The sequence below is a fragment of the Streptomyces sp. VTCC 41912 genome (genome assembly GCF_045799175.1).
GTDB classification, from domain to species: domain Bacteria; phylum Actinomycetota; class Actinomycetes; order Streptomycetales; family Streptomycetaceae; genus Streptomyces; species Streptomyces albulus_C.
The window spans coordinates 1-20227 of record NZ_JBJMAB010000019.1 but is presented as its reverse complement, the minus strand read 5'-3'; the positions used below and the strand labels follow the sequence as shown (position 1 = coordinate 20227).

The window sequence follows — 20227 nt, the reverse complement described above, 5'->3', positions numbered from 1 at the left end:
GGGTCTGACAATGCCCCTGACCAGCACGTTCGCGCCGCCGCGGGTTCCGGCGCCACAGAGCCCCGGCGCGACGGCGGCGCCAATCACCGGTGTGTGACCGTCGGCGTGTGACGATGGCGCGGGTGAGAGACGACAGACCGGGCAGCGTGTTGCCGGGACGGGAACTCCGCGCGAATTCACCGCGGAAACCACATCTGCCCCGTACGGCACTTACCGCGAACTATCACCCGTTTGGGCCGCTACTTTTGCCCGGTTTGTTGCGTTGAACTGCTTGTCGCTCCAGGCGGCGCGCACAGAAACCTGAATGCTGCTCAGTAAAGAGGTTCACCGTGAAGTTTGTCTCCAAGGCCGTTGTCCTGTCCGCCGCCGCGGGCATTGCCGTCGTCGGAGGCGCTGGCGTGGCCAGTGCCCACGGGCACGGCGATGGCGCCCACGCCAAGGGTGCCGCCGTGGGTTCGCCCGGCGTGCTCTCCGGCAACCTCATCCAGGTGCCGGTCCACATCCCGGTCAACGTGTGCGGCAACACCGTCGACGTCATCGGCGCGCTCAACCCGGCGTTCGGCAACCGCTGCATCAACAAGTGATCACCATCAGGTGATTGAGGCCCGCCCCGCTCCGGGGCGGGCCTTTTTCGTGCCGAATCCGCCTACGAAGCAGGCGACTTGTCGAACGGTGCCGCCAAGCGGGCTGTCGGCGCACCGCGTTGACGCGCGAACGCAGTGATATGGGTCTATGGATTGCGTGGCATTCGGGTGAATCCGCGAAACCGCACCCCACGAGGCGAGTTGACCAGTGCGCTCCCGATACGGGCGCTCCGCTTCCAGAAGGGTAAACAGTGATCAAGAAGGTCCTGGCCACGACGGCAGTAGCCGCTTCCACGGTCGGCGTCGCGGCGGCCGTCGCCCCGCAGGCGATGGCGGTCGGTGATCGCCACGGTACCTCCACGGTCAACGGCAACCGTTCCGAGGCCGTCTTCGGCAACTCCACCACGCACGGCCGGATGAGCCCTCAGATGGAGTTCGTCCAGGGCTCGTTGAACAAGCTCTGCGTGGGACTGCCACTCAAGGGGGACGTCGGCTCGCTGTTCGGGGGCATTCCGGTCTCGGTCCAGGACGTCAACGTGCTGTCGTCGCCGCAGAACCAGCAGTGCGTCGAGAACTCCACCCAGGCCAAGGGCGATGAGGCACTGTCGCACATCCTGTCCGACATCCCGGCCCTGTCGGCCAACGGCATCGGCAACCGCTGAGTCGGCGACTCCGGTCGCAGGTCCGGGTGCCGGTCCTCGTGTTTCCTTGAGGACCCCCGGGCCTGCGGCACGTTCGAGGAGGTGCCGGGACGAAAATGCCCGGTGCCTTCCCGATCGGAATTCGCATTCGGCGAGTGCTTCTCCCGTTGGAATTTCCGTGTTGTTTTTTCTTTATATGAATGGGTGCGCCACAAAAGCTTTGCGACATTCGGGCGATTTCTCCGAAAACCCCCCTTCGGGAGTTTCGCGAGGCGCGGGAAATCGTTACCAATATCGGCAGCGGAGTTACGGGCGAGCAGATTCACGCCCGTGCGACACGACGGTCGTGTGTGCTACGGATCCCGCTGCAGGAAGGGCTGAAAGTGAAGTACGCAAAGGTCGCAGCAGTCACCGCAGGCACGCTCATGGTGGTGGGCGCTGCCGCGCCGGCATTCGCCGACGCGCACGCCAAGGGCGGCGCCAAGCGTTCCCCGGGCGTCATCTCCGGGAACGTCATCCAGGTTCCGGTCCACATCCCGGTCAACGTGTGCGGAAACACGGCCAGCTTCATCGGGATCCTGAACCCTGCTTTCGGCAACCGCTGCGTCAACGTCTGATCGACACAGTTCCAGCCGCGTCGTTGTGGCCGGCCCCGGCTCGCCTTTGTTGCGTGCCGGGGCCGACGGTTTTCCGGACCTTCGCCTTCGTGTTCCAGGCGGCTCCGAAAGCATTCGCGAGCGCGTCCGGAGAACCAGAACGTCACAGTTTCTCGGTGCGTCGGCCCTCGTTAGGCAGAGGGAATGCGGTGGTTCGAGCAGTGAAGTGACTGCTCACGCGGCACTGGTGTCGTGGATTCTTCGAGCACCGCACCAGAAGGGACAGTGGAAAGTGAAGTACGCGAAGTCTGCTGCAACCGTTGCCGGCTCCGTCATGGCGCTGGGTGCGGCGGTGCCCGCTTTCGCTGCCGATGCCGGTTCGCCGAACATGGCCTCGCCGCACATGAGTCTCAACGGCGGGTTGGCGGATGCGCTGAGCCAGCAGCACGTGGACGGTCGCCAGGTCAAGCCGCTGGTCGACACCGTCCGGGGGGCGGAGAAGACCGCCAAGCACCCCAAGCAGATCGTTGGTGGCGCCACGGGGGCCACCAAGGAACTTCCGCTGCTCGGTGGTCTGCCGTTCGGCAAGTGAACGGTTCGGTGAACCGCGGTGTGACTGCCCCTGGGGATCGCCCGGGGAATTCGGTGCGGCCGTGTGAAGTCTCAGCCGCCGGATCGGCACTGTGTGCGTCAATGAATTTTCGGGGTTGACCCCGATCCGGATGGTGAATCACGGCTGCAAAAATTGGGACGGGATGCCCGGTCGGCAAGAGGAGATCCGGATAATAAGCTCATTTGAGTGAATGAGCACAACTAAATGTGCCCTTCTGAGTTGGTCAGATCGCCCGGCTCAAGGGCATCCCGAAACACGAAGGATCAACAATGATCAAGAAGGCTCTGGCGACCGCAGCCGCGGCTGCTTCCATTGTTGGGGTAGCCGCAGCCGCCGCCCCCCAGGCGATGGCCACTGGTAACCAGCACGGCACGTCGTCGGTCAACGGCAATGGTTCGAAGCAGTTCTTCGGAAACTCGACCACTTACGGCTACATGAGCCCGCAGATCGGCCTGATCCAGGGTTCGCTCAACAAGCCCTGCATCGGCCTGCCCGCCAAGGCGAACCTCGGTTCGCTGGCCGGCGTGGTTCCGGTCTCGGTCCAGGACATCAACGTCCTGTCGTCGCCGCAGAACCAGCAGTGCACCGAGAACTCCACCCAGGCCAAGGGCGACGAGCCGCTGTCGCACATCCTGGACGACATCCCGGTCCTCTCCGCGAACGGCGTCCACAACCGCTGATCGGGTGAGCACCGCCCGGGCCGCTCGGATATCGCATCTGAGCGGCCCGGGTTTTCCTTTGCCGCCCCGGCGATTTCGGGATTGTTATTCGCTCGTGACCGCCGAGGGTTCGGTGGGCTCGTTAGGAGAGTGTGTGGAGGGATGCATGCCAATGCCCTCGCGAGATTGATGGGGTTGCCGGGGCATTGGCATGCCGGCCGAAAATGGGTACGCGGCCCGGGAGATTTCCTTGTGATTTCCCGGGCCTGTGGCGCGCGCGGTAGGACTTTTGGGGAGTCCGATCACCATCTATTCGGGTGACGGTGCGGAACTCGGGCGGCCGCGGTGTGTTGTTGAAACAGGGCTCCCGTGCCGGGGGTTCCTTCTCTTGAAGGGTTCAGCGCGATGAAGAAGATGATGGCGACCGCGGCGATCGCGGCATCGCTCGTCGGAATTTCGGCCGCGGCGGCTCAAGAAGCCCTGGCGATCGGCGACCAGAACGGCACCAGCACCGTCAACGGCAACGGCACCAAGTCCGTGTACGGGAACTCCAAGACGCACGGTAAGCGCAGCACCCAACTCGGGCTCCTGCAAGGCAGCTTGAACGACCTGTGCGTCGGCCTGCCCGCCAAGGGGAACGTCGGCTCGCTGATCGGCGGAATTCCGGTCACCGTGCAGGACATCAACGTCCTGTCGTCGCCGCAGAACCAGCAGTGCGCGCGGAACTCCACCCAGGCCAAGGGCGACGAGGCGCTGTCGCACATCGTCGACGACATTCCCATCCTCTCGGGCAACGGGGTCAAGAACCGCTGACGGCCGTCGGCTTCGGCCGATTCACCGCTTGCGACACCGGGCGGCCAACGAGCGCGTGCGCCGTTGGCCGCCCGGTCGTGCGAGCGCCACGGGGATGCGGGCGGGGTGTCCGTGCGCGAGGACTGCGGAGTGAGGGGATATGGGACAGAGGCTGAGGGCGTGCCTGGTCGTCGCGGTGGCGACGGGCGTGCTGGGGGTGGGCGGAGGGCCGGTGTTCGCGGACGCCGGCGCGCGGGGAGGTACCGCGGGCTCGCCCGGGGCGCCGGCGCCGGTCGCCGCGTGCGGCAACCCGCTGGGCGGGCTGAGGGTGCTGCGGGTGGTTTCGGGGATCCGGTGCGGGAAGGGGGCGAGGTCCTCGCGGCTGCCGTCGGCCGGGCGCCGGACGGAGGGGCGCCGGGTCGGGGCGGTGCGGGGCGCGGCGGGGTCGGAAAGGCGTCGGGAGCGGCGACGGGCCGGAGTGTCCGAGGCGGCGGTTCGACGGGGCTTGGGAGCGCGCGGTTACCAGGATCCCCGGGTGGGCGCGGTGGCGCGGGCCGGCAAGTCGGTGGGGCAGGCGCTGCTGGCGTCCAGTGGAGCGCGGCGGCTGGGGCTCATCGCCGGGGCCGGTGGCGGGCTGCTGCTCGGCGGGGTGGCGTTGCTGCAATGGGCCCGTGGCCGTCGGGGATGAGTCGTGCGGCGCCGCGGGGCGTGGCGGCCGGCCGAGCGGATGCGGCGGGCCGCTCGGCCAGGGCCGCCCGGCCGGGGCGACGCCGTGAGCGCCGGACGTCCCGACCGCGGCCGCCGTACCGCTGGTACCGGGCGGAGCTGCGGCTGGAGGCCGCCCGCGGGCACGACGGGTCGTGCGGATCAACGCGCGATGGCGACCGTCGGCACGGGGAGGTCCGTCCTTTCGCTCGTTGGTGGGATGCGGCGGAACGGGATGTTTGGGGAGAATGTGGAGGAAGGTAGTAAAACCGATTAAATGTAATTGGCTGAGGGGGATGTGGGGCATGCTCATCGCGTTGGCGCAGACGGACTGCGTACTCGGGGACGTGGCGGAGAACCTGCGGGTCGCCCGGGAGCAGATCGAGCAGGCGGCGGTCCAGGGCGCGGGCCTCGTGGTGTTCCCCGAACTCAGCCTGCACGGCTACCACTTGGGGGCGCTCAAGCGGGACGCGTCCCTGGAGGCGGGCGATCCGCGGTTGCGGGAGCTGAGCACGCTGGGGCCCGCCGTGCTGGTCGGCTTCCACGAGCACACCAGTCTGCGGGCGTACAACACGTCCGCGTACTACGTGGACGGGGAGCTGGCGCACGCGCACCGCAAGCTCTACCTGCCGAACTACCTGGCCTGGGAGGAGCGCAAGCACGTCAGCCCGGGGCAGTCGCTGCGCTCGTACGAGCTGGCGAAGTCGCCGAGCGGGGGGCGGGGGGCGACGCTGGTGTGCAACGACGCCTGGCAGCCGGTGCTGCCGTGGCTGGCGGTGCAGGACGGGGCCGAGGTGCTGTTCGTGCCGACCAACAGCGCGGCGAGCCTGGATCCGGAGGCGATGGACACCGGGCTCTACTGGGACACGCTGCTGTCCTACACGGCGCGGATGCTCCAGTGCTGGGTGGTCTTCGTCAACCGGGTCGGTAACGAGCACGGGGCGTCGTTCTGGGGCGGCTCACGGGTGGTGGACCCGCGGGGCGCGGTGGTGGCGCAGGCGCCCAAGTGGGAGACGGCGCTGGTCACCGTGGAGATCGACCCGTCCGAGGCGCGCCGGCAGCGGCGGGCCGTTCCGCTCGTCGCGGAGGCCCGCCTGGGGCTCATCGACCGCGAGGTGCGGCGACTGATCGACGAGGGCGGCGACCACTGACCTCGGCGGGGCGGGGCCGGGTCAGTTGCCGGCGGGCTGCTCCGTGCGGGCGGCCTCGGCGGGGCGCTCGTCCTTGAGGGCCTTGGCCTCCGACTTGAGGATGCGCATCGAGCGGCCGAGGCCGCGCGCCATGTCGGGGAGCTTCTTGGAGCCGAAGACCAGGACGAGGACGGCCAGGATCAAGAACAGGTGCCAAGGCTCCAGGGCGTTGCGCAGCACGGGCGCTCTCGCTTTCGTCGGGGCGGTGGGGGGTCTGCCCAGTATTACCCCAACGGCCCGGCCGCCCGGTCCCCGGGGGCGCGTTCGGGGCGGGCGGCCGGGCGTGGGGTCACCAGCTGGACTTGGTGACCCCCGGGAGGTGGCCCTTGTGGGCCTGGTCGCGGAGGTTGAGCCGGGAGAGGCCGAAGGCCCGGAAGTAGCCGCGCGGGCGGCCGTCGACGCCGTCGCGGTTGCGGACGCGGGTGGCGCTGGCGTCCCGCGGCTGGCGGGACAGCTCCCGTCGGGCGGCGGTGCGCTCCTCGTCGGGGGCGCGCGGGTCGCGGATGACGGCCTTGAGGACGGCCCGGCGGGCCGCGTACCGGGCGACCGTGGCGCGCCGGCGCTCGTTCTTGGCGATCTTGCTCTTCTTGGCCATCAGACCTTCTCCCCTCGGGCGCGGATGCGGGCGACGGCCGCTTCGACGCCGATCGCGTCGACGGCCCTGATCGCCTTGGTGCTCAGGGTCAGCCGGACGTGGCGGCCCTCGCTCGCCAGCCAGTAGCGCTTGCGCTGGACGTTGGGGTCGAAGCGCCGCGGGGTGCGGCGGTGCGAGTGGGAGACGGACTTGCCGAAGCCCGGCTTGCGGCCGGTCAGCTGGCAGTGGGCGGACATGGTGCGGTCCCTCCGGTGGTCGGGCCCTGCGCGGGCTTATTGAAAATGGAAACCATTTGCGTATACTACCTGGCATGGCCCGCAACGACATACGCCCGGTCATCAAGCTCCGGTCCACCGCCGGCACCGGGTTCACCTACGTCACCCGCAAGAACCGCCGCAACGACCCCGACCGCCTGGAACTGCGCAAGTACGACCCCGTGGTCGGTCGGCACGTCACCTTCCGAGAGGAGCGCTGAGCGCGATGAAGCCCGGAATCCACCCCGCCTACGGGCCCGTCGTCTTCCGTGACCGGGCCGGGGACTTCGCCTTCCTGACCCGCTCGACCATGACCAGCGACAAGACGGTCGAGTGGGAGGACGGCAACACCTATCCCGTCATCGACGTCGAGATCTCCTCGGCGAGCCACCCCTTCTACACGGGCGCCGCCCGGGTGCTGGACACCGCCGGCCGCGTCGAGCGGTTCGAGCGCCGGTACGGCAAGCGCGGGGCCCGCTGATGGAGCGGCTGAGCGTGGCGCTGGTGGGCGGCCTGCACGCGGACGCCCGGCGGGCCGCCGTCGAGCGGCTGCTGCGGACCGTCCCCGGCAGCGTCGCCCTCCACCACGACCTGGCCGCCGCGGCCGACGGCACCGTGCGGCGCACGGTCCGCGACGCCGGCGGCACGCTGGACACCGGTGAGGCGCCGCTGGTCAACGACTGCGCCTGCTGTGCGCTGCGCGAGGACCTGGTGCCCGAACTGGAGCGGCTGGCCGCCGGCCGGACCTGCCGGCTGGCCATCGTCGAACTGTGGGACTCGGTCGAGCCGAAGGCGATGGCCGAGGTGGTCGCCTCGTGCGGCAGCGCGAACCTCGCGCTGACCGGCGTGATCACGGCGGTCGACCCGGCGCTGCTGCTGCCCTACCTCAGCTGCGGCGACGACCTGGCCGAGGCCGGGCTGGCGGCCGCCGCCTCCGACCAGCGGACCGTCGCCGACACCTGGGCGCGGCAACTGGAGTACGCCCCGGTGCTGGCCCTGGCCTGCGGGGAGGAGGCCGCGGACGACGCCGACCACGCGCTGCTGGCGCAGCTGCACCCGATGGCGCGCCAGGTGGCCGTGGACTCCGTGGAGCTGGCGGCCGCCGCGCTGGCCGGCTTCGACGTGGAGGCCGCGGCGAGCCGACAGCACCCGGCCTGCGCGCTGCTGCCGCAGGAGGCCGAGGCGGCCGGCGTGGGCACGTTCGTCTGGCGCGGCGCCCGGCCCTTCCACCCGGAGCGGCTCTACGCGGCCTTGGAGGACCTGACGTGCGCGGCGGCCCGCAGCCGCGGCAGGTTCTGGCTGGCCGACCGGCCGGACACGCTGCTGTCCTGGGACGCCGCCGGCGGCGCGCTGTGCGTGGAGAACGCCGGGCCGTGGCTGGCCGCGCTGCCGGACGCCGCCTGGGAGCTGGTGCCGCCGGTGCGCCGGGCGGCCGCCGCGCTGGACTGGCATCCCGAGCACGGCGACCGGGGGCAGTACCTGACGTTCACCTCGCCCGGGCTGGACCGCTGCGGGCTGCGCGACCTGTTGGCGTCCTGCCTGCTCACCGACGCCGAGTACGCGGGCGGTCCGGCGGCCTGGAAGGGCCTGTCACCCGCCTTCGACGTGCTGCTCGATCCGGTGTCGTGACGCCGGGCGCCCCTCGAACCGGCCGTTTACCCGCCCGGAACCAGTCCCTCCACCCCGAGAAGGAAACCCCGCCATGACCCGTCGCCACGACGCGCGCCGCACGGCCGCGCCCCGCCGCAACCCGCTGGACGCGGCCGGGATCACCTACGTCGACTACAAGGACACCGATCTGCTGCGGAAGTTCGTCTCGGACCGCGGCAAGATCCGCAGCCGTCGGGTCACCCGGGTCACCGCCCGGCAGCAGCGGCAGCTGTCCCGCGCGATCAAGAACGCCCGGGAGATGGCGCTGTTGCCGTACTCCTCGCGGTGACGCGGACCTCGCGGGGGCGGGGCTCCCGGCAGCCGGCGCCGCCCCTCGCGACCGGTAGGAGATTCCCTACGTTTGACGCGTAGGGAATCTCCTACTTATTTTGGGGGGTGTGAACGCCACTCCTGCACCGCCGCACCCCGTGCCGTCCGCAACCGATCAGGACCGGGTCTTCGCGGCGCTCGCCAACGCCACCCGGCGCGAGCTGCTCCGCCTGCTGCGCGACGACGGGCCGCAACCGGTCCGGGCGCTGGCCGAGCACTTCGCGATGAGCCGGCCCAGCCTGTCCGAGCACCTGAAGGTGCTGCGCGAGGCGGGGCTGGTGAGCGAGCGGCGGGCCGGCCGGCAGCGGATCTACCGCCTGGAGGCCGCACCGCTGTGCGAGGTGCAGGACTGGCTCGGACCCTACGAGCGGTTCTGGCGCGCGAGGCTCGCGCGCCTGGGCGAGCTGCTCGACCGCATCCCCGACGAGATCCCCCACGCAATCCCCCGCGAAGAGGCGCAATGAACACCCACGGCATCCCGGTCCCCGACGACGACCCGGCGGACGCGACGACGCTCCGCGTCGACCACTTCCTGCCGCATCCCCCCGCCAAGGTCTGGCGGGCGCTGACCGAGCCGGAGCTGATCGCGCAGTGGATGATGCCCGGCGACTTCCGGCTGGAGGTCGGCCACCGCTACGCGATGCGGACCCTGCCCCGGCCGAACACCAACTTCTCCGGCACGGTGGTCGCCGAGGTCGTCGCGTTCGAGGCGGAGCGGATGCTGCGGCTGCGTTGGCAGGACGCCGACGAGGGCCAGGGGAACCGCGCGGACTGGACGCTCACCTGGACCTTGGAACCCGAAGGGCGCGGCACGCGTCTCTTCCTCGTCCATGAGGGCTTCGACCCGGACGACCCGTACCAGGTGCAGGCGCACCGCATCATGGGGGGCGGCTGGCGGTCGATTGTAACGGACGCTTTGGGGAAGGTGCTCAACAAAATGTGACCGGCCCGGCACCCCCTGTCGTGCACGTGCATCTGCGCATGCATCCGCATGTGAACGCAGCTATGATCCCGGGCAGTTGACACCGTTTATCACCGAGTTCACCACCCGGGAGAGCCCTGTGCCCCACGCATACAACGGCATGGCCGCAACGGAGCTCCGCGACGTGACCTGGCAGAAGAGCCGGCACAGCAATTCCCAGGGCTCCTGCGTGGAATTCGCGAAGCTGCCCGGGGGCGACATAGCGGTGCGCAACTCCCGTTTCCCCGACGGCCCGGCGCTGGTCTACACACCGGCCGAGGTCGAGGCGATGCTGTTGGGCATCAAGGACGGGGAGTTCGACCACCTGGTGCGCGACTGAGCGGACCGGCGGCGCCGACGCGGTCGCGGTCGGCGCTCACACGGAAGACGGGCGCCCGCGTCGTGCGGGCGCCCGTTGCGCGAGGACGGACGGCGGAAGCGGTCAGCCGGTCGGCGCGGCGGCCGTCACGGCAGCCGGAAGAGGGCCCACACGATCTTGCCGTGCCGGCCCCCGGACAACCGGTGCCAGCCCCAGCTGTCGCTGAACGAGTCCACGAGGTAGAGCCCGCGGCCCGATTCGTCGGCGGAGTCCGCCTCGCCGGCCTCCGGCGAGGCGTCGCTGGGGTCGCGCACCGCGCAGACCAGCCGGGAGGACCAGCGCATCAGGTGGAGCCGGGCGGGCAGGGCGCTGTCGGTGAAGTCCGCACCGAAACCGGGGTGCTCCGGGGCGGCGAGGACCGCGTGCCGCAGGGCGTTGGTGACGAGCTCGGAGACCACCAGGCCGACGCCGTCGAAGAGTTCCTCCAGGCCCCAGCCGACGAGCGTGTCACGGGTGAACTTGCGGGCGCCGCCGACCGATTCGTAACGGGGCGGGAGCGGGCAGGAGGCGGAACCGGAGACGGCCAAGGGGTCGACGGGGGGAAAGCCCTGCCATAAAGGCTCGAAGTCGAGCATGGTCGAAACCTTGGTCCCCATGCGAGGCACTCCTGGCGTTCGCGGACGTCATGACCCGGGCCGGTCAGCCGGGGATCTGGCGGATCTTTCACGAGCGTGCATGCGTGCGATGCCCATGGTTCCCAATGCGTAGGGCAGATGCAAGGGCAGATGCACGTGCAGCTGACGCGATTGCGTAGGGCTGGACGTATAAGCGCCGTATTCTTCCTGTGATTTCTTGTGGAGGGCTTGCAGGGGCCGCACATATCAGTAACCACATGAGCACTGAACGAAGCCTGAACGTGGCAGACTGCGGCCCACTGTTGGACGGGGTGGGGTCACAGGAGGGTCAGAGAGGTGTCCGCAAGTGAGTCGGGCGGGTCGGTGGTGCGGCGGATCCTGCTCGGATCCCAGCTCCGTCGGCTGCGTGAGTCGCGCGGGATAACCCGTGAAGCGGCCGGCTACTCGATCCGTGCGTCCGAATCGAAGATCAGCCGCATGGAGTTGGGCAGGGTGAGCTTCAAGGCACGCGATGTCGCAGATCTCCTCACGCTCTACGGCGTGAGCGACGAGCAGGAGCGCGAGGCGCTGCTCTCACTGGCCAAGGAGGCGAACGTCGCGGGCTGGTGGCACAGTTACAGCGACGTGCTGCCCGGGTGGTTCCAGACGTACGTGGGCCTGGAAGGGGCCGCATCGCTCCTGCGCGTCTACGAAGTCCAGTTCGTCCACGGGCTGTTGCAGACCGAGGAGTACGCGCACGCCGTGGTCTCCCGCGGCATGCCGGACGCGTCGGCCGCCGACATCCAGCGCCGCGTCGCGCTGCGCCAGGAGCGGCAGAAGCTGCTGCTGTCCGAACGGGCGCCGCAACTGCACTGCGTCCTCGACGAGGCCGCGCTGCGCCGTCCCTACGGCGGACGGGCGGTGATGCGGGGGCAGTTGAAGCACCTGATCGACATCTCCGAGCGCCCGAACGTGCGGCTCCAGGTGATGCCGTTCAACTTCGGCGGGCACGCGGGGGAGAGTGGCGCGTTCACCATGCTGCGCTTCCCGGAGTCCGACCTGTCCGACGTCGTCTATCTGGAGCAGCTGACCAGCGCCCTCTACGTGGACAAGCCGGAGGAGGTCGCGCTCTACGAGCGGGCGATGGAGCGGCTCCAGGAGGACAGCCCGAACCCGTCCGGCACCAGGGACCTGCTGCGTGGTCTCCTCCAACTCACGTGACCCGGCAGTAGGATGACGCTGGATCAGCCCCCCGCAGAGCAGTGCCGCACAGAGTAGGGATGCCATGTCCTTCTTCGCAGACCTGGCCTACCAGTTCATCGACGGTGAGTGGCGGGCCGGCAGTGGCTCGTGGGACATCATCGATTTCAACCCCTACGACCAGGAGAAGCTGGCGTCGATCACGGTCGCCGGTGTGGACCAGGTCGATGCGGCCTACCGCGCCGCCGAGCGGGCGCAGCGGGACTGGGCGCTGCGGAACCCCTACGAACGGCGGCAGGTCACCGAGCGGCTGCTACGGCTGATCGAGGAGCGCGAGGGCGAGATCGTCGAGGCCCTCGTCCTCGAACTGGGCGGCACCCGCGTCAAGGCGGAGTACGAGGTGCGGCTCGCCAAGGAGTTCGTCCGTGAGGCGATCCAGCTGGCGCTGCGGCCGCAGGGCCGGATACTGCCGTCGCCGGTGGACGGCAAGGAGAACCGCGTCTACACCCGGCCGGTCGGGGTCATCGGCGTGGTCAGCCCGTTCAACTTCCCGTTCCTGATCTCCATGAAGTCCGTGGCGCCGGCGTTGGCGCTGGGCAACGCGGTGGTCGTCAAGCCCAACCAGAACACCCCCATCACCGGCGGCGGCCTGATCGCCAAGCTGTTCCAGGACGCGGGGCTGCCGGACGGCCTGCTCAACGTGTTGATCACCGACATCGCGGAGATCGGGGACGCGCTGATCGAGCACCCGGTGCCCCGGGTCATCTCGTTCGCCGGCTCGGACAAGGTCGGCCGGCACGTGGCGTCGGTCAGCGCCGGGCACTTCAAGCGGGTGGTGCTCGAACTCAGCGGCAACAGCGCGCTGATCGTGATGGACGACGCCGACGTCGACTACGCGGTGGACGCCGCGGTCTTCAGCCGGTTCGTCTACCAGGGGCAGGTCTGCATGGCGGCCAACCGGGTGCTGCTGGACCGGGCGGTGGAGGCCGAGTTCACCGAGAAGTTCGTGGCCAAGGTGGCGGCGCTGCGGACCGGTGACCCGCGGGACCCGCGCACCCAGATCGGCCCGCTGATCAACACCTTCCAGGCGGAGGCGCTGACCTCGCTCGTGGACCGGGCGATAGCCGAGGGCGCCACGGCGCTGCTGCGCGGCCGCACGGAGGGCAACCTCGTCGAGCCGAGCGTGCTGGCCGGGCTGCCCGCGGACTCCGCCCTGCACGGCCAGGAACTGTTCGGGCCGGTGGCGCTGCTGGTGCCGTTCGACGGCGAGGACGAGGCGGTGCGGATCGCCAACGACACCCCGTACGGACTCAGCGGAGCGGTGCACACCGCCAACGTGGAGCGCGGGGCGCGGATCGCCCAGCGGATCGAGACCGGGATGGTCCACGTCAACGACGGCACGGTGCACGACGAGCCGCAGGTGGCGTTCGGCGGCGAGAAGTTCTCCGGCATCGGACGGCTGAACGGCGAGTCCACGGTCGAGGCGTTCACGACGCAGAAGTGGGTGTCGATCCAGCACGGGCGGACGTCGTTCCCGTTCTGAGAACGAGGGTGCGACACGGCGCGCGAGCGGTCCGCGGGGATGTAGGACGCTTACTGTCCTAGGTGGTTCGTAGGGTCGGGGACATCGGGAAGCGGCCGGACGGTTCGGCGCCGGCCAGTGAGCTGTGCCGTACCCGCCGGCGTGACGAAAGGTGGAACCACCATGCCCACTCATGTGCTGGCCGAGGCCCACGGTGATGAGCGCGGAGCGCTGCTGGCCTTCTTGGAGGCGCAGCGCGGCGGGCTGCGCCGGGCCGTCCTGGGGCTGACCGACGCGCAGGCCAAGCAGCAGCCCAGCGCCAGCGAGCTGTCGCTGGGCGGGTTGGTCAAGCACGTCGCCGAGGTGGAGCAGCGCTGGCTGGAGTTCGCGCAGCAGCGGGAGCCCTCCGTTCCGCGCGACCAGAGCAGTTGGCACCTCGGGTTCCAGCTCCAGGACGGCGAGACCGTCGCGGGGACGCTGGAGTTCTGGGCGGGCGTCGCGGCCGAGACGGAGAAGTTCATCCGGTCGGTGCCCAGCCTCGACGACACCTTCCCGCTGCCGCCGGCCCCGTGGTTCCCCAAGGACGCCCGGCAGTCGATGCGGTGGCTGCTGCTGCACCTGATCGAGGAGACCGCACGGCACGCGGGCCATGCCGACATCGTCCGGGAGTCCCTGGACGGCAAGACGGCCTTCGTGCTGGTCGACGAGGAGCGCACGGCGCGGGAGGGGTAGCGGCCGGTCGCCGCGGCCGGCGGCCTAGGGTGGCGTCCTAGGCTGGCGGCAGGGCGCGGACGGGACCGCGCGCCGGGACGGGAGTGGCGATGTCGGCGATCCGGCTGCTGGTGCTCGGCGCCGTGCGGCAGCACGGTCGGGCGCACGGCTACCAGGTCCGCAACGACCTGGAGTACTGGGGCGCGCACGAGTGGTCCAACGCCAAGCCCGGGTCGATCTACCACGCGCTCAAGCAGATGGCGAAGCAGCAACTGCTGCACGCCCACGACACCGCACCGAGCACCGCCGGCGGCCCGCCGCGGACCGAGTACGAGCTGACCCCGGCGGGCGAGGAGGAGTACTTCCGGCTGCTGCGGGCGGCGCTGGTGCAGCGCGACCCCAAGACCGACCTGCTCAGCGCCGGCCTCGGCTTCCTCGTCGATCTGCCGCGCGCGGAGGCGGTGGCGCTGCTCAAGGAGCGGGTGCGGGCGCTCACGGAGTGGCGGACCACCGTCACGTCGTCCTACGCGCCCGAAGGCGGGGCCGGGGAGCTCGGCCACATCGGCGAGATCATGCACATGTGGGTGCACGCGACGGACAGCGGCGTGGAGTGGACCCGCGGCCTGATCGCGCGGATCGAGGGCGGGGCGTACGTCTTCGCCGGCGAGGGCGCGCCGTTCGTGGGGGTGCTCGCGCCGGGGCAGCCGAACCCGTACGCGGTGCGGGACGACGCCGACGCCCGACAGCCCGGCACCGACTGACGGCCGGCGGGTCCCCGGGGCCCGCGGCGATCAGTGGTGGAAGGCGGTGGCGACGTTCTCCGGACGGCCCAACGGGGCCGGCTGCCGGCGGAGTTCGGGGAGCAACTCCTCCAGGTCGGCCAGGAAGGTGTCGGCCAGGTCCAGGGAGAAGCCGTTGCGGCAGACCACCCGCAGGACGGAGAGGTCCTGGCGGTTGGGCGGGAAGGTGTAGGCGGGGACCAGCCACCCGCGCTCCTTCAACCGCCGGGACACGTCGAAGACGTCGAAGGACGTGACGTCGTCGGCGGTGGTGAAGGCGAAGACCGGTAGTTGGTCGCCGCGGGTGAGCAGCCGGAAGTCGCCCAGCGCACCGATCCGTTCGGCCATCGAGCGGGCCACGTCGCGGGTGACCTGCTGGACGGCGCGGTAGCCGTCCCGGCCCAGCCGCAGGAACGTGTAGTACTGGGCGGCGACCTGGGCGCCGGGGCGGGAGAAGTTGAGCGCGAAGGTGGGGAGGTCGCCGCCCAGGTAGTTGACGCGGAAGACCAGTTCCTCGGGGAGCGCCTCCTGGTTGCGCCAGAGCGCCCAGCCGACGCCCGGGTAGACCAGGCCGTACTTGTGGCCGGAGGTGTTGATCGAGGCGACGCGGGGGAGGCGGAAGTCCCACACCAGCTCGGGGTCGAGGAACGGCGCGACCATCGCGCCGGAGGCGCCGTCCACGTGGACGGGGACGTCCAGGCCGGTGCGTTCCTGGAGCGCGTCGAGCGCCGCGCAGATCTCCGCCACCGGCTCGTAGGAGCCGTCGAAGGTCGAGCCGAGGACGGCGACGACGCCGATGGTGTTCTCGTCGCAGAGCGCGGCGGCGGAATCCGCGTCCAGGTGGAAGCGGTCGCCCTCCATGGGGACCTGGCGGGACTCGACCTCCCAGAAGTTGCAGAACTTCTCCCAGCAGACCTGGACGTTGGCGCCCATGACGAGGTTCGGCCGGGCGGTGCCGGGATAGCGGTCCTGGTTGCGCCGGGCCCAGCGGCGCTTGAGAGCCATGCCGGCGAGCATGCACGCCTCGCTGGAGCCGGTGGTGGAGCAGCCCATGATGGCGCTCGGGTCGGGGGCGTGCCAGAGGTTGGCGAGCATCGCCACGCAGCGCCGCTCCAGTTCGGCCGTGCGTGGGTACTCGTCCTTGTCGATCATGTTCTTGTCCCGGCACTCCGACATCAGGACGGTGGCCTGCGGCTCCATCCACGTGGTGACGAAGGTGGCGAGGTTGAGCCGGGCGTTGCCGTCCAGCATCAGCTCGTCGTGGACGAACTGGTAGGCGTTGTGGGGGGAGATCGGGCCGTCGGGAAGGGCGTGCACCGGGGGTGAGGTCGCCATCCCGGCGACCGGGTCGGCCTCGCCGTAGAAGGGGTTGACCGGGTGCCGCCGGTGGTCGCGGGGGCGTTCGGCGTCGCCGTTGTGCAGGGGCATCTGCTGCGGCCTTTCGTCAGCTCGTGGCGGCCAGGCCGGCCTTGATGGCCTTGGCGAACCGCACCGTCCGCGCCGCCTGGACGCGGGCGGCGGTGGCGGCGTCGGCGTCGACCGGGGTGTCCGGGCCGCCGACGTGCGAGGTGCCGTAGGGGTTGCCGTCGGTGAACTTCGCCGGGTCGGTGTAGCCCGGGGCGATGAGGATGCCGCCGAAGTGGTGGATCGTGTTGTAGAGCGCCAGGAGGGTGGACTCCTGGCCGCCGTGCTTGGTGGCGGAGGCGGTGAAGCCGCTGTAGACCTTGTCGGCCAGGCGGCCCTGCTGCCAGAGGCCGCCCAGGGTGTCCACGAACTGCTTGAGCTGGGACGTCACGCTGCCGAAGCGGGTGGGGGTGCCGAAGAGCACGGCGTCCGCCCAGAGCACGTCGTCGTGGGTCGCCTCCAGGATGTCGGCGGTGGCCGCGACGTTGGCCGCCCAGGCCGGGTTGGAGTCGATGGCGGACCGCGGGGCCAGTTCGGCGACCCGGCGCAGCCGGACGTCGGCGCCCGCGTGCTCGGCGGCGTCGGCGATCAGCCGGGCCAACTCGGCGACGGTGCCGGTCGACGAGTAGTAGATGACGGCGACGTTGACGTCGTGCACGGGCATGGACACACCTCCTGAAACCCGACAATAGGGGCATGAGGAGTGTGCGGCCTCCAGGGTTCGCCCAGTGGAAGCGCGACCGGGCCGGGCCCTTCGCGGACCCGGCCCGTGGCGGTCAGCTGGTACTGGCCAGCGAAAGCTTCGCGGCGAAGCCGAGGAAGGCGGCGCCGGCACCGGCGGAGAGACCGGCCGTCAGCCGCTTGCGACGGCGGAAGGTCGCCGCCAGGAACGTCCCGCTGAAGATCAGCAGCGACAGGTAGGTGAAGCTGAAGAGCTGGGCCCAGGCGCCGAGGGTCACGAACGACAGCACCGGGTGCGCGTAGGAGGGGTCCACGAACTGCACGAAGAAGGAGATGAAGAAGAGGATCGCCTTGGGGTTGAGCAGACTGACCACCAGCGCCCGACGGAACGGCCGCTCGACGGTGGCCTTCGGCGCCTCCGCAGCAGCCTCGGGGGCCTGGCCGGCCGCCTGCCGCGCCGCCTCGTCCCGCAGCGCCCGGCGGGCCCGGCCGTCGCGCCACAGCGACCAGGCGCCGCGCAGCATCCCGACCGCCAGCCACGTCAGATAGCCCGCGCCGACGAACTTCACGATGCCGAACAGCACCGGGCTCGTCTTCAACAGCGAGGCCACCCCACCCGCCGACAACGTCATCAGCACCGTGTCGCCGCACAGCACGCCCGCCGCGGCCCGGTACGCCACGCGACGGCCGCGCCGGGCGGCCACCGACACGACGTACAGCGAGTTCGGCCCCGGCAGCAGGACGATGAGGGCGAGGCCCACCAGATACGTGGGCAGATCCGTTATTCCGAGCATGTGCGGAGGATCTCACCCGCCGACCGGCCGCCTCACCGGGCTTTCACCATCCGGACTTGCACCTCACGTGGCGTGAGGAGCCATCGTGACGTGCGTACCGACGACCGACCAGGGAGCGGAAGTGAGCTATTCGGTGGGCCAGGTCGCCGATCTCGCCGGAGTCACGGTGCGCACCTTGCACCACTACGACGAGATCGGGCTGCTGGTGCCCGGCGCCCGCAGTCACGCGGGACACCGGCGCTACGGCGACGACGACCTGGACCGGCTCCAGCAGATCCTGTTCTACCGGGAGCTGGGCTTTCCGCTCGACGAGGTGGCGGCCCTCCTGGACGACCCGGACGCGGACCCGCAGGAACACCTGCGGCGCCAGCACGCACTCCTGACCGCGCGGATCGGGACGCTCCAGAAGATGGCCGCCGCCGTCGAACACGCCATGGAGGCACGCAGGATGAACGTACGGCTCACCCCGGAGGAGAAGTTCGAGGTCTTCGGAGACTTCGACCCCGACCGGCACGCCGAGGAAGCGGCCCGGCGCTGGGGCGGCACCGGCGCCCACGAGCAGTCCCGGCGCCGGACGGCCGCGTACACCAAGGACGACTGGAAGCGGCTGACGGCGGAGTTCGACGCCCTCCACCGCGCGATGGCGGAACTGCTCGCGCAGGGTGTGCCGGCGGATTCCGCGGCGGCGATGGACGTCGCCGAGGAGCACCGGCGGTTCATCGGCCGCGCGTACTACGACTGCACCCACGAGATCCACGCCGGACTCGGCGAGATGTACGTCGCCGACGAACGGTTCACCGCCACCTACGAGGCGATCCGGCCGGGGCTCGCGGCGTACCTGCGGGACGCGATGGTGGCGAACGCGGCGCGCAACGGGTGAGCGGCCGGCCGGGCCGCGCGTGGCCGGCCGGCCCGCCGAGGCCGGTCAGCCCGCCGGTTCCAGCACCACGGCCGTGCCGTACGCGCAGACCTCGGTGCCGACGTCGGCGGCCTCGGTGACGTCGAAGCGGAACATCAGGACCGCGTTCGCGCCGCGTGCGCGGGCCTGCTCCACCAGGCGCTCCATGGCCTGGTTGCGGGTCTGCACGAGGGTCTTGGTCAGGCCGCGCAGCTCACCGCCGATCATCGACTTCAGCCCCGCGCCGATCTGGCTGCCGAGGTGCCGGGAGCGCACGGTGAGGCCGAAGACCTCGCCGATGACCTGTTTCACGTGAAACCCCGGTACGTCGTTGGTCGTCACGACCAGGACGTCGGACTGCGTCTGCTGTCCGCCGCCGTACTCCTCGATGCCCATGGTCCGCACCTCCTGTCCTTCCGGCCAGGATCGCCCGGCCCGGCGGGGGCGGCCAGTGGCCGTGGGCGGTCGGGTGGGAGGGCCGTGGAACCGCTGGGCGCCATAGTCCGTTGATAGCTTTGGGCCGCACACTGCGCCTGTACCTCCGCTTCCGCTCGCCGCACCGCGCGAGCCGGGCGCCCTCGACCCAGGAGCCTTCACCCCGTGAATACTCTCGCGCTCGGCCCCCAGTGGCTGAACTCGGACTACTTGATCACGACATTCGGCCTGATCGGCGTCCTGCTCATCGTCTTCGCGGAGTCCGGGCTGCTGATCGGCTTCTTCCTGCCCGGGGACTCGCTGCTGTTCACCACCGGCCTGATGGTGACGACGAACAAGATCGACACGCCGCTGTGGCTGGTGTGCGTGCTGGTGGTGCTGGCGGCCGTACTGGGTGACCAGGCCGGCTACCTCTTCGGGCGCAAGGTCGGCCCCTCGCTCTTCACCCGACCCGACTCCCGACTGTTCAAGCAGGAGAACGTGGAGAAGGCGCACGCCTTCTTCGAGAAGCACGGCCCGAAGTCGCTGATCCTGGCCCGGTTCGTGCCGATCGTGCGGACCTTCACGCCGATCATCGCCGGCGTGAGCCGGATGCAGTACCGCTCCTTCATCACCTTCAACGTCATCGGCGGGACGCTGTGGGGCGCCGGCGTCACGCTCCTGGGCGCCGCACTGGGCAACGTCGAGTTCGTGCACAAGAACATCGAGGCGATCCTCGTGGGAATCGTGCTGCTCTCGGTGATTCCGGTCGCCATCGAGTTCCTGCGCGCCCGCGCCAAGGCAAAGAAGCAACCGGTCGTCGCAGCGGCCGACACGACGGCCCCGCAGGGGCGGGGGCGCCACGCGAAGCGGTGATGTGGGGCTTCCCACGTGGTCGGCTGTCCCGCCGTGGGGGTTGCTGTTTTGCGCCTGCGGCGCGTTGCCGCTGCGCGGGGCTTTGACGTGCGTGGTCGGCCGTCCCGCCGTGGGTCGTCTCGCCGTTGCGCCTGCGGCGCGTGGTCCGCTGCGCGGGGCTGTTGGGTGGCGGTGACGGGCCTGCGGGGGTGGTGTGCAGGACTGCTGCGCTTTACGTCCTGCACACCACCCCCTCCGGCCCGTCCCCTCCCGTTGGGGGTGGGGGAAAAGATGGGTGAGTGGGCCCCAGCCTGAGTGGTCCGCTGCTGGTCAGTCACCCCCCGACGCGCCGCACGAGCCCAGCCGGGCGCACCCCCACTCACCTCTCTTCCCACCCTCATACGGGAGGGGTCGGGGGGGGGGGGGGGGGGGGGGGGGGGGGGGGGGGGGGGGGGGGGGGGGGGGG

At 70.4% G+C, this 20227-nt stretch carries 29 protein-coding genes; 21 read left to right on the top strand and 8 right to left on the bottom strand.

Features of this window, described 5'->3' with window-relative positions; all coding sequences use genetic code 11:
- Nucleotides 1-329 precede the first annotated feature (329 nt).
- From ACJ6WD_RS24420 to ACJ6WD_RS24385, 8 genes are all read left to right on the top strand, one after another.
- The gene (locus ACJ6WD_RS24420) at nucleotides 330-584 is read left to right on the top strand and encodes a chaplin (protein WP_331249043.1); all 255 of its coding nucleotides are present in this window, start codon (nucleotides 330-332) and stop codon (nucleotides 582-584) included.
- Nucleotides 585-835: 251 nt separating this feature from the next.
- On the top strand, nucleotides 836-1246 hold the full coding sequence (locus tag ACJ6WD_RS24415; protein ID WP_233661842.1) for a rodlin: 411 nt from the start codon (nucleotides 836-838) through the stop codon (nucleotides 1244-1246).
- 362 nt (nucleotides 1247-1608) lie between these two features.
- Entirely contained in the window at nucleotides 1609-1842 is a 234-nt protein-coding gene (locus tag ACJ6WD_RS24410; protein WP_233661861.1) for a chaplin, read from the top strand.
- Between the two features lie 271 nt (nucleotides 1843-2113).
- Complete coding sequence (locus ACJ6WD_RS24405; RefSeq protein ID WP_233661843.1) at nucleotides 2114-2413, top strand: hypothetical protein; 300 nt, start codon at nucleotides 2114-2116, stop codon at nucleotides 2411-2413.
- Between the two features lie 290 nt (nucleotides 2414-2703).
- A complete protein-coding gene (locus tag ACJ6WD_RS24400; RefSeq protein WP_037633824.1) occupies nucleotides 2704-3114 on the top strand; it encodes a rodlin in 411 nt (136 codons plus the stop codon).
- A 384-nt stretch (nucleotides 3115-3498) separates the two neighbouring features.
- The gene (locus ACJ6WD_RS24395) at nucleotides 3499-3906 is read left to right on the top strand and encodes a rodlin (protein WP_233661844.1); all 408 of its coding nucleotides are present in this window, start codon (nucleotides 3499-3501) and stop codon (nucleotides 3904-3906) included.
- A gap of 514 nt (nucleotides 3907-4420) precedes the next feature.
- Complete coding sequence (locus ACJ6WD_RS24390) at nucleotides 4421-4573, top strand: hypothetical protein (protein ID WP_233661845.1); 153 nt, start codon at nucleotides 4421-4423, stop codon at nucleotides 4571-4573.
- Nucleotides 4574-4895: 322 nt separating this feature from the next.
- Complete coding sequence (locus tag ACJ6WD_RS24385) at nucleotides 4896-5741, top strand: nitrilase-related carbon-nitrogen hydrolase (protein ID WP_233661846.1); 846 nt, start codon at nucleotides 4896-4898, stop codon at nucleotides 5739-5741.
- A 21-nt stretch (nucleotides 5742-5762) separates the two neighbouring features.
- Here the strand turns inward: ACJ6WD_RS24385 and tatA are convergent, their stop codons facing one another.
- From tatA to rpmB, 3 genes are all read right to left on the bottom strand, one after another.
- Nucleotides 5763-5960 carry a Sec-independent protein translocase subunit TatA gene (gene tatA, locus ACJ6WD_RS24380; protein WP_233661847.1) on the bottom strand — a complete coding sequence of 66 codons (198 nt, stop codon included), beginning with the start codon at nucleotides 5958-5960 and terminating at the stop codon, nucleotides 5763-5765.
- A gap of 109 nt (nucleotides 5961-6069) precedes the next feature.
- The gene (gene rpsN, locus ACJ6WD_RS24375) at nucleotides 6070-6375 is read right to left on the bottom strand and encodes a 30S ribosomal protein S14 (protein WP_233661848.1); all 306 of its coding nucleotides are present in this window, start codon (nucleotides 6373-6375) and stop codon (nucleotides 6070-6072) included.
- On the bottom strand, nucleotides 6375-6611 hold the full coding sequence (gene rpmB / locus ACJ6WD_RS24370) for a 50S ribosomal protein L28 (RefSeq protein WP_407616482.1): 237 nt from the start codon (nucleotides 6609-6611) through the stop codon (nucleotides 6375-6377). Before rpmB ends, rpsN begins: the two co-directional genes overlap by 1 nt.
- Nucleotides 6612-6685: 74 nt before the next feature.
- Here rpmB and rpmG point away from each other — a divergent pair, with 74 nt between their 5' ends.
- The 7 genes from rpmG (at nucleotide 6686) to ACJ6WD_RS24335 (ending at nucleotide 9910) form a co-directional block, all read left to right on the top strand.
- On the top strand, nucleotides 6686-6850 hold the full coding sequence (gene rpmG / locus ACJ6WD_RS24365) for a 50S ribosomal protein L33 (protein ID WP_016573100.1): 165 nt from the start codon (nucleotides 6686-6688) through the stop codon (nucleotides 6848-6850).
- Nucleotides 6851-6855: 5 nt separating this feature from the next.
- A complete protein-coding gene (locus tag ACJ6WD_RS24360; RefSeq protein WP_016573101.1) occupies nucleotides 6856-7110 on the top strand; it encodes a type B 50S ribosomal protein L31 in 255 nt (84 codons plus the stop codon).
- On the top strand, nucleotides 7110-8258 hold the full coding sequence (locus tag ACJ6WD_RS24355; protein WP_233661849.1) for a GTP-binding protein: 1149 nt from the start codon (nucleotides 7110-7112) through the stop codon (nucleotides 8256-8258). The genes ACJ6WD_RS24360 and ACJ6WD_RS24355 overlap by 1 nt, the downstream gene beginning before the upstream one ends.
- Nucleotides 8259-8331: 73 nt before the next feature.
- The gene (rpsR, locus tag ACJ6WD_RS24350) at nucleotides 8332-8568 is read left to right on the top strand and encodes a 30S ribosomal protein S18 (RefSeq protein ID WP_233661850.1); all 237 of its coding nucleotides are present in this window, start codon (nucleotides 8332-8334) and stop codon (nucleotides 8566-8568) included.
- A 109-nt stretch (nucleotides 8569-8677) separates the two neighbouring features.
- Nucleotides 8678-9073: a helix-turn-helix transcriptional regulator gene (locus ACJ6WD_RS24345; RefSeq protein ID WP_233661851.1), complete on the top strand. Its 396-nt coding sequence runs from the start codon at nucleotides 8678-8680 to the stop codon at nucleotides 9071-9073.
- A complete protein-coding gene (locus ACJ6WD_RS24340; RefSeq protein ID WP_233661852.1) occupies nucleotides 9070-9552 on the top strand; it encodes an SRPBCC domain-containing protein in 483 nt (160 codons plus the stop codon). The genes ACJ6WD_RS24345 and ACJ6WD_RS24340 overlap by 4 nt, the downstream gene beginning before the upstream one ends.
- 118 nt (nucleotides 9553-9670) lie before the next feature.
- The gene (locus tag ACJ6WD_RS24335; protein ID WP_044378415.1) at nucleotides 9671-9910 is read left to right on the top strand and encodes a DUF397 domain-containing protein; all 240 of its coding nucleotides are present in this window, start codon (nucleotides 9671-9673) and stop codon (nucleotides 9908-9910) included.
- A gap of 125 nt (nucleotides 9911-10035) precedes the next feature.
- Here ACJ6WD_RS24335 and ACJ6WD_RS24330 read toward each other — a convergent pair whose 3' ends face one another.
- Nucleotides 10036-10545, bottom strand: coding sequence for an ATP-binding protein (locus tag ACJ6WD_RS24330; protein WP_233661853.1), 510 nt, complete (start codon nucleotides 10543-10545; stop codon nucleotides 10036-10038).
- A 315-nt stretch (nucleotides 10546-10860) separates the two neighbouring features.
- Here ACJ6WD_RS24330 and ACJ6WD_RS24325 point away from each other — a divergent pair, with 315 nt between their 5' ends.
- The 4 genes from ACJ6WD_RS24325 (at nucleotide 10861) to ACJ6WD_RS24310 (ending at nucleotide 14697) form a co-directional block, all read left to right on the top strand.
- Nucleotides 10861-11724: a helix-turn-helix transcriptional regulator gene (locus ACJ6WD_RS24325; protein ID WP_020929983.1), complete on the top strand. Its 864-nt coding sequence runs from the start codon at nucleotides 10861-10863 to the stop codon at nucleotides 11722-11724.
- Nucleotides 11725-11788: 64 nt separating this feature from the next.
- A complete protein-coding gene (locus ACJ6WD_RS24320) occupies nucleotides 11789-13246 on the top strand; it encodes an aldehyde dehydrogenase family protein (RefSeq protein ID WP_233661854.1) in 1458 nt (485 codons plus the stop codon).
- A gap of 162 nt (nucleotides 13247-13408) precedes the next feature.
- A complete protein-coding gene (locus ACJ6WD_RS24315; RefSeq protein WP_055583462.1) occupies nucleotides 13409-13957 on the top strand; it encodes a DinB family protein in 549 nt (182 codons plus the stop codon).
- 89 nt (nucleotides 13958-14046) lie between these two features.
- The gene (locus ACJ6WD_RS24310) at nucleotides 14047-14697 is read left to right on the top strand and encodes a PadR family transcriptional regulator (protein WP_016573111.1); all 651 of its coding nucleotides are present in this window, start codon (nucleotides 14047-14049) and stop codon (nucleotides 14695-14697) included.
- Between the two features lie 30 nt (nucleotides 14698-14727).
- On the opposite strand, the gene ACJ6WD_RS24305 is transcribed toward ACJ6WD_RS24310, so the two are convergent.
- The 3 genes from ACJ6WD_RS24305 to leuE form a co-directional block, all read right to left on the bottom strand.
- Complete coding sequence (locus ACJ6WD_RS24305; RefSeq protein ID WP_233661856.1) at nucleotides 14728-16143, bottom strand: glutamate decarboxylase; 1416 nt, start codon at nucleotides 16141-16143, stop codon at nucleotides 14728-14730.
- Nucleotides 16144-16159: 16 nt separating this feature from the next.
- Nucleotides 16160-16783: an NAD(P)H:quinone oxidoreductase gene (gene wrbA, locus ACJ6WD_RS24300; RefSeq protein WP_407616481.1), complete on the bottom strand. Its 624-nt coding sequence runs from the start codon at nucleotides 16781-16783 to the stop codon at nucleotides 16160-16162.
- A 112-nt stretch (nucleotides 16784-16895) separates the two neighbouring features.
- A complete protein-coding gene (gene leuE / locus ACJ6WD_RS24295) occupies nucleotides 16896-17594 on the bottom strand; it encodes a leucine efflux protein LeuE (protein WP_331249046.1) in 699 nt (232 codons plus the stop codon).
- A gap of 121 nt (nucleotides 17595-17715) precedes the next feature.
- On the opposite strand from leuE, the gene ACJ6WD_RS24290 reads away from it, so the two are divergent.
- The gene (locus ACJ6WD_RS24290; protein WP_407616529.1) at nucleotides 17716-18474 is read left to right on the top strand and encodes a MerR family transcriptional regulator; all 759 of its coding nucleotides are present in this window, start codon (nucleotides 17716-17718) and stop codon (nucleotides 18472-18474) included.
- A 45-nt stretch (nucleotides 18475-18519) separates the two neighbouring features.
- Here ACJ6WD_RS24290 and ACJ6WD_RS24285 read toward each other — a convergent pair whose 3' ends face one another.
- Entirely contained in the window at nucleotides 18520-18888 is a 369-nt protein-coding gene (locus ACJ6WD_RS24285) for a YbjQ family protein (protein WP_016578170.1), read from the bottom strand.
- Nucleotides 18889-19092: 204 nt separating this feature from the next.
- On the opposite strand from ACJ6WD_RS24285, the gene ACJ6WD_RS24280 reads away from it, so the two are divergent.
- Nucleotides 19093-19782, top strand: a complete 690-nt coding sequence (locus tag ACJ6WD_RS24280; RefSeq protein WP_233661860.1) for a DedA family protein — start codon at nucleotides 19093-19095, stop codon at nucleotides 19780-19782.
- Nucleotides 19783-20227 lie beyond the last annotated feature (445 nt).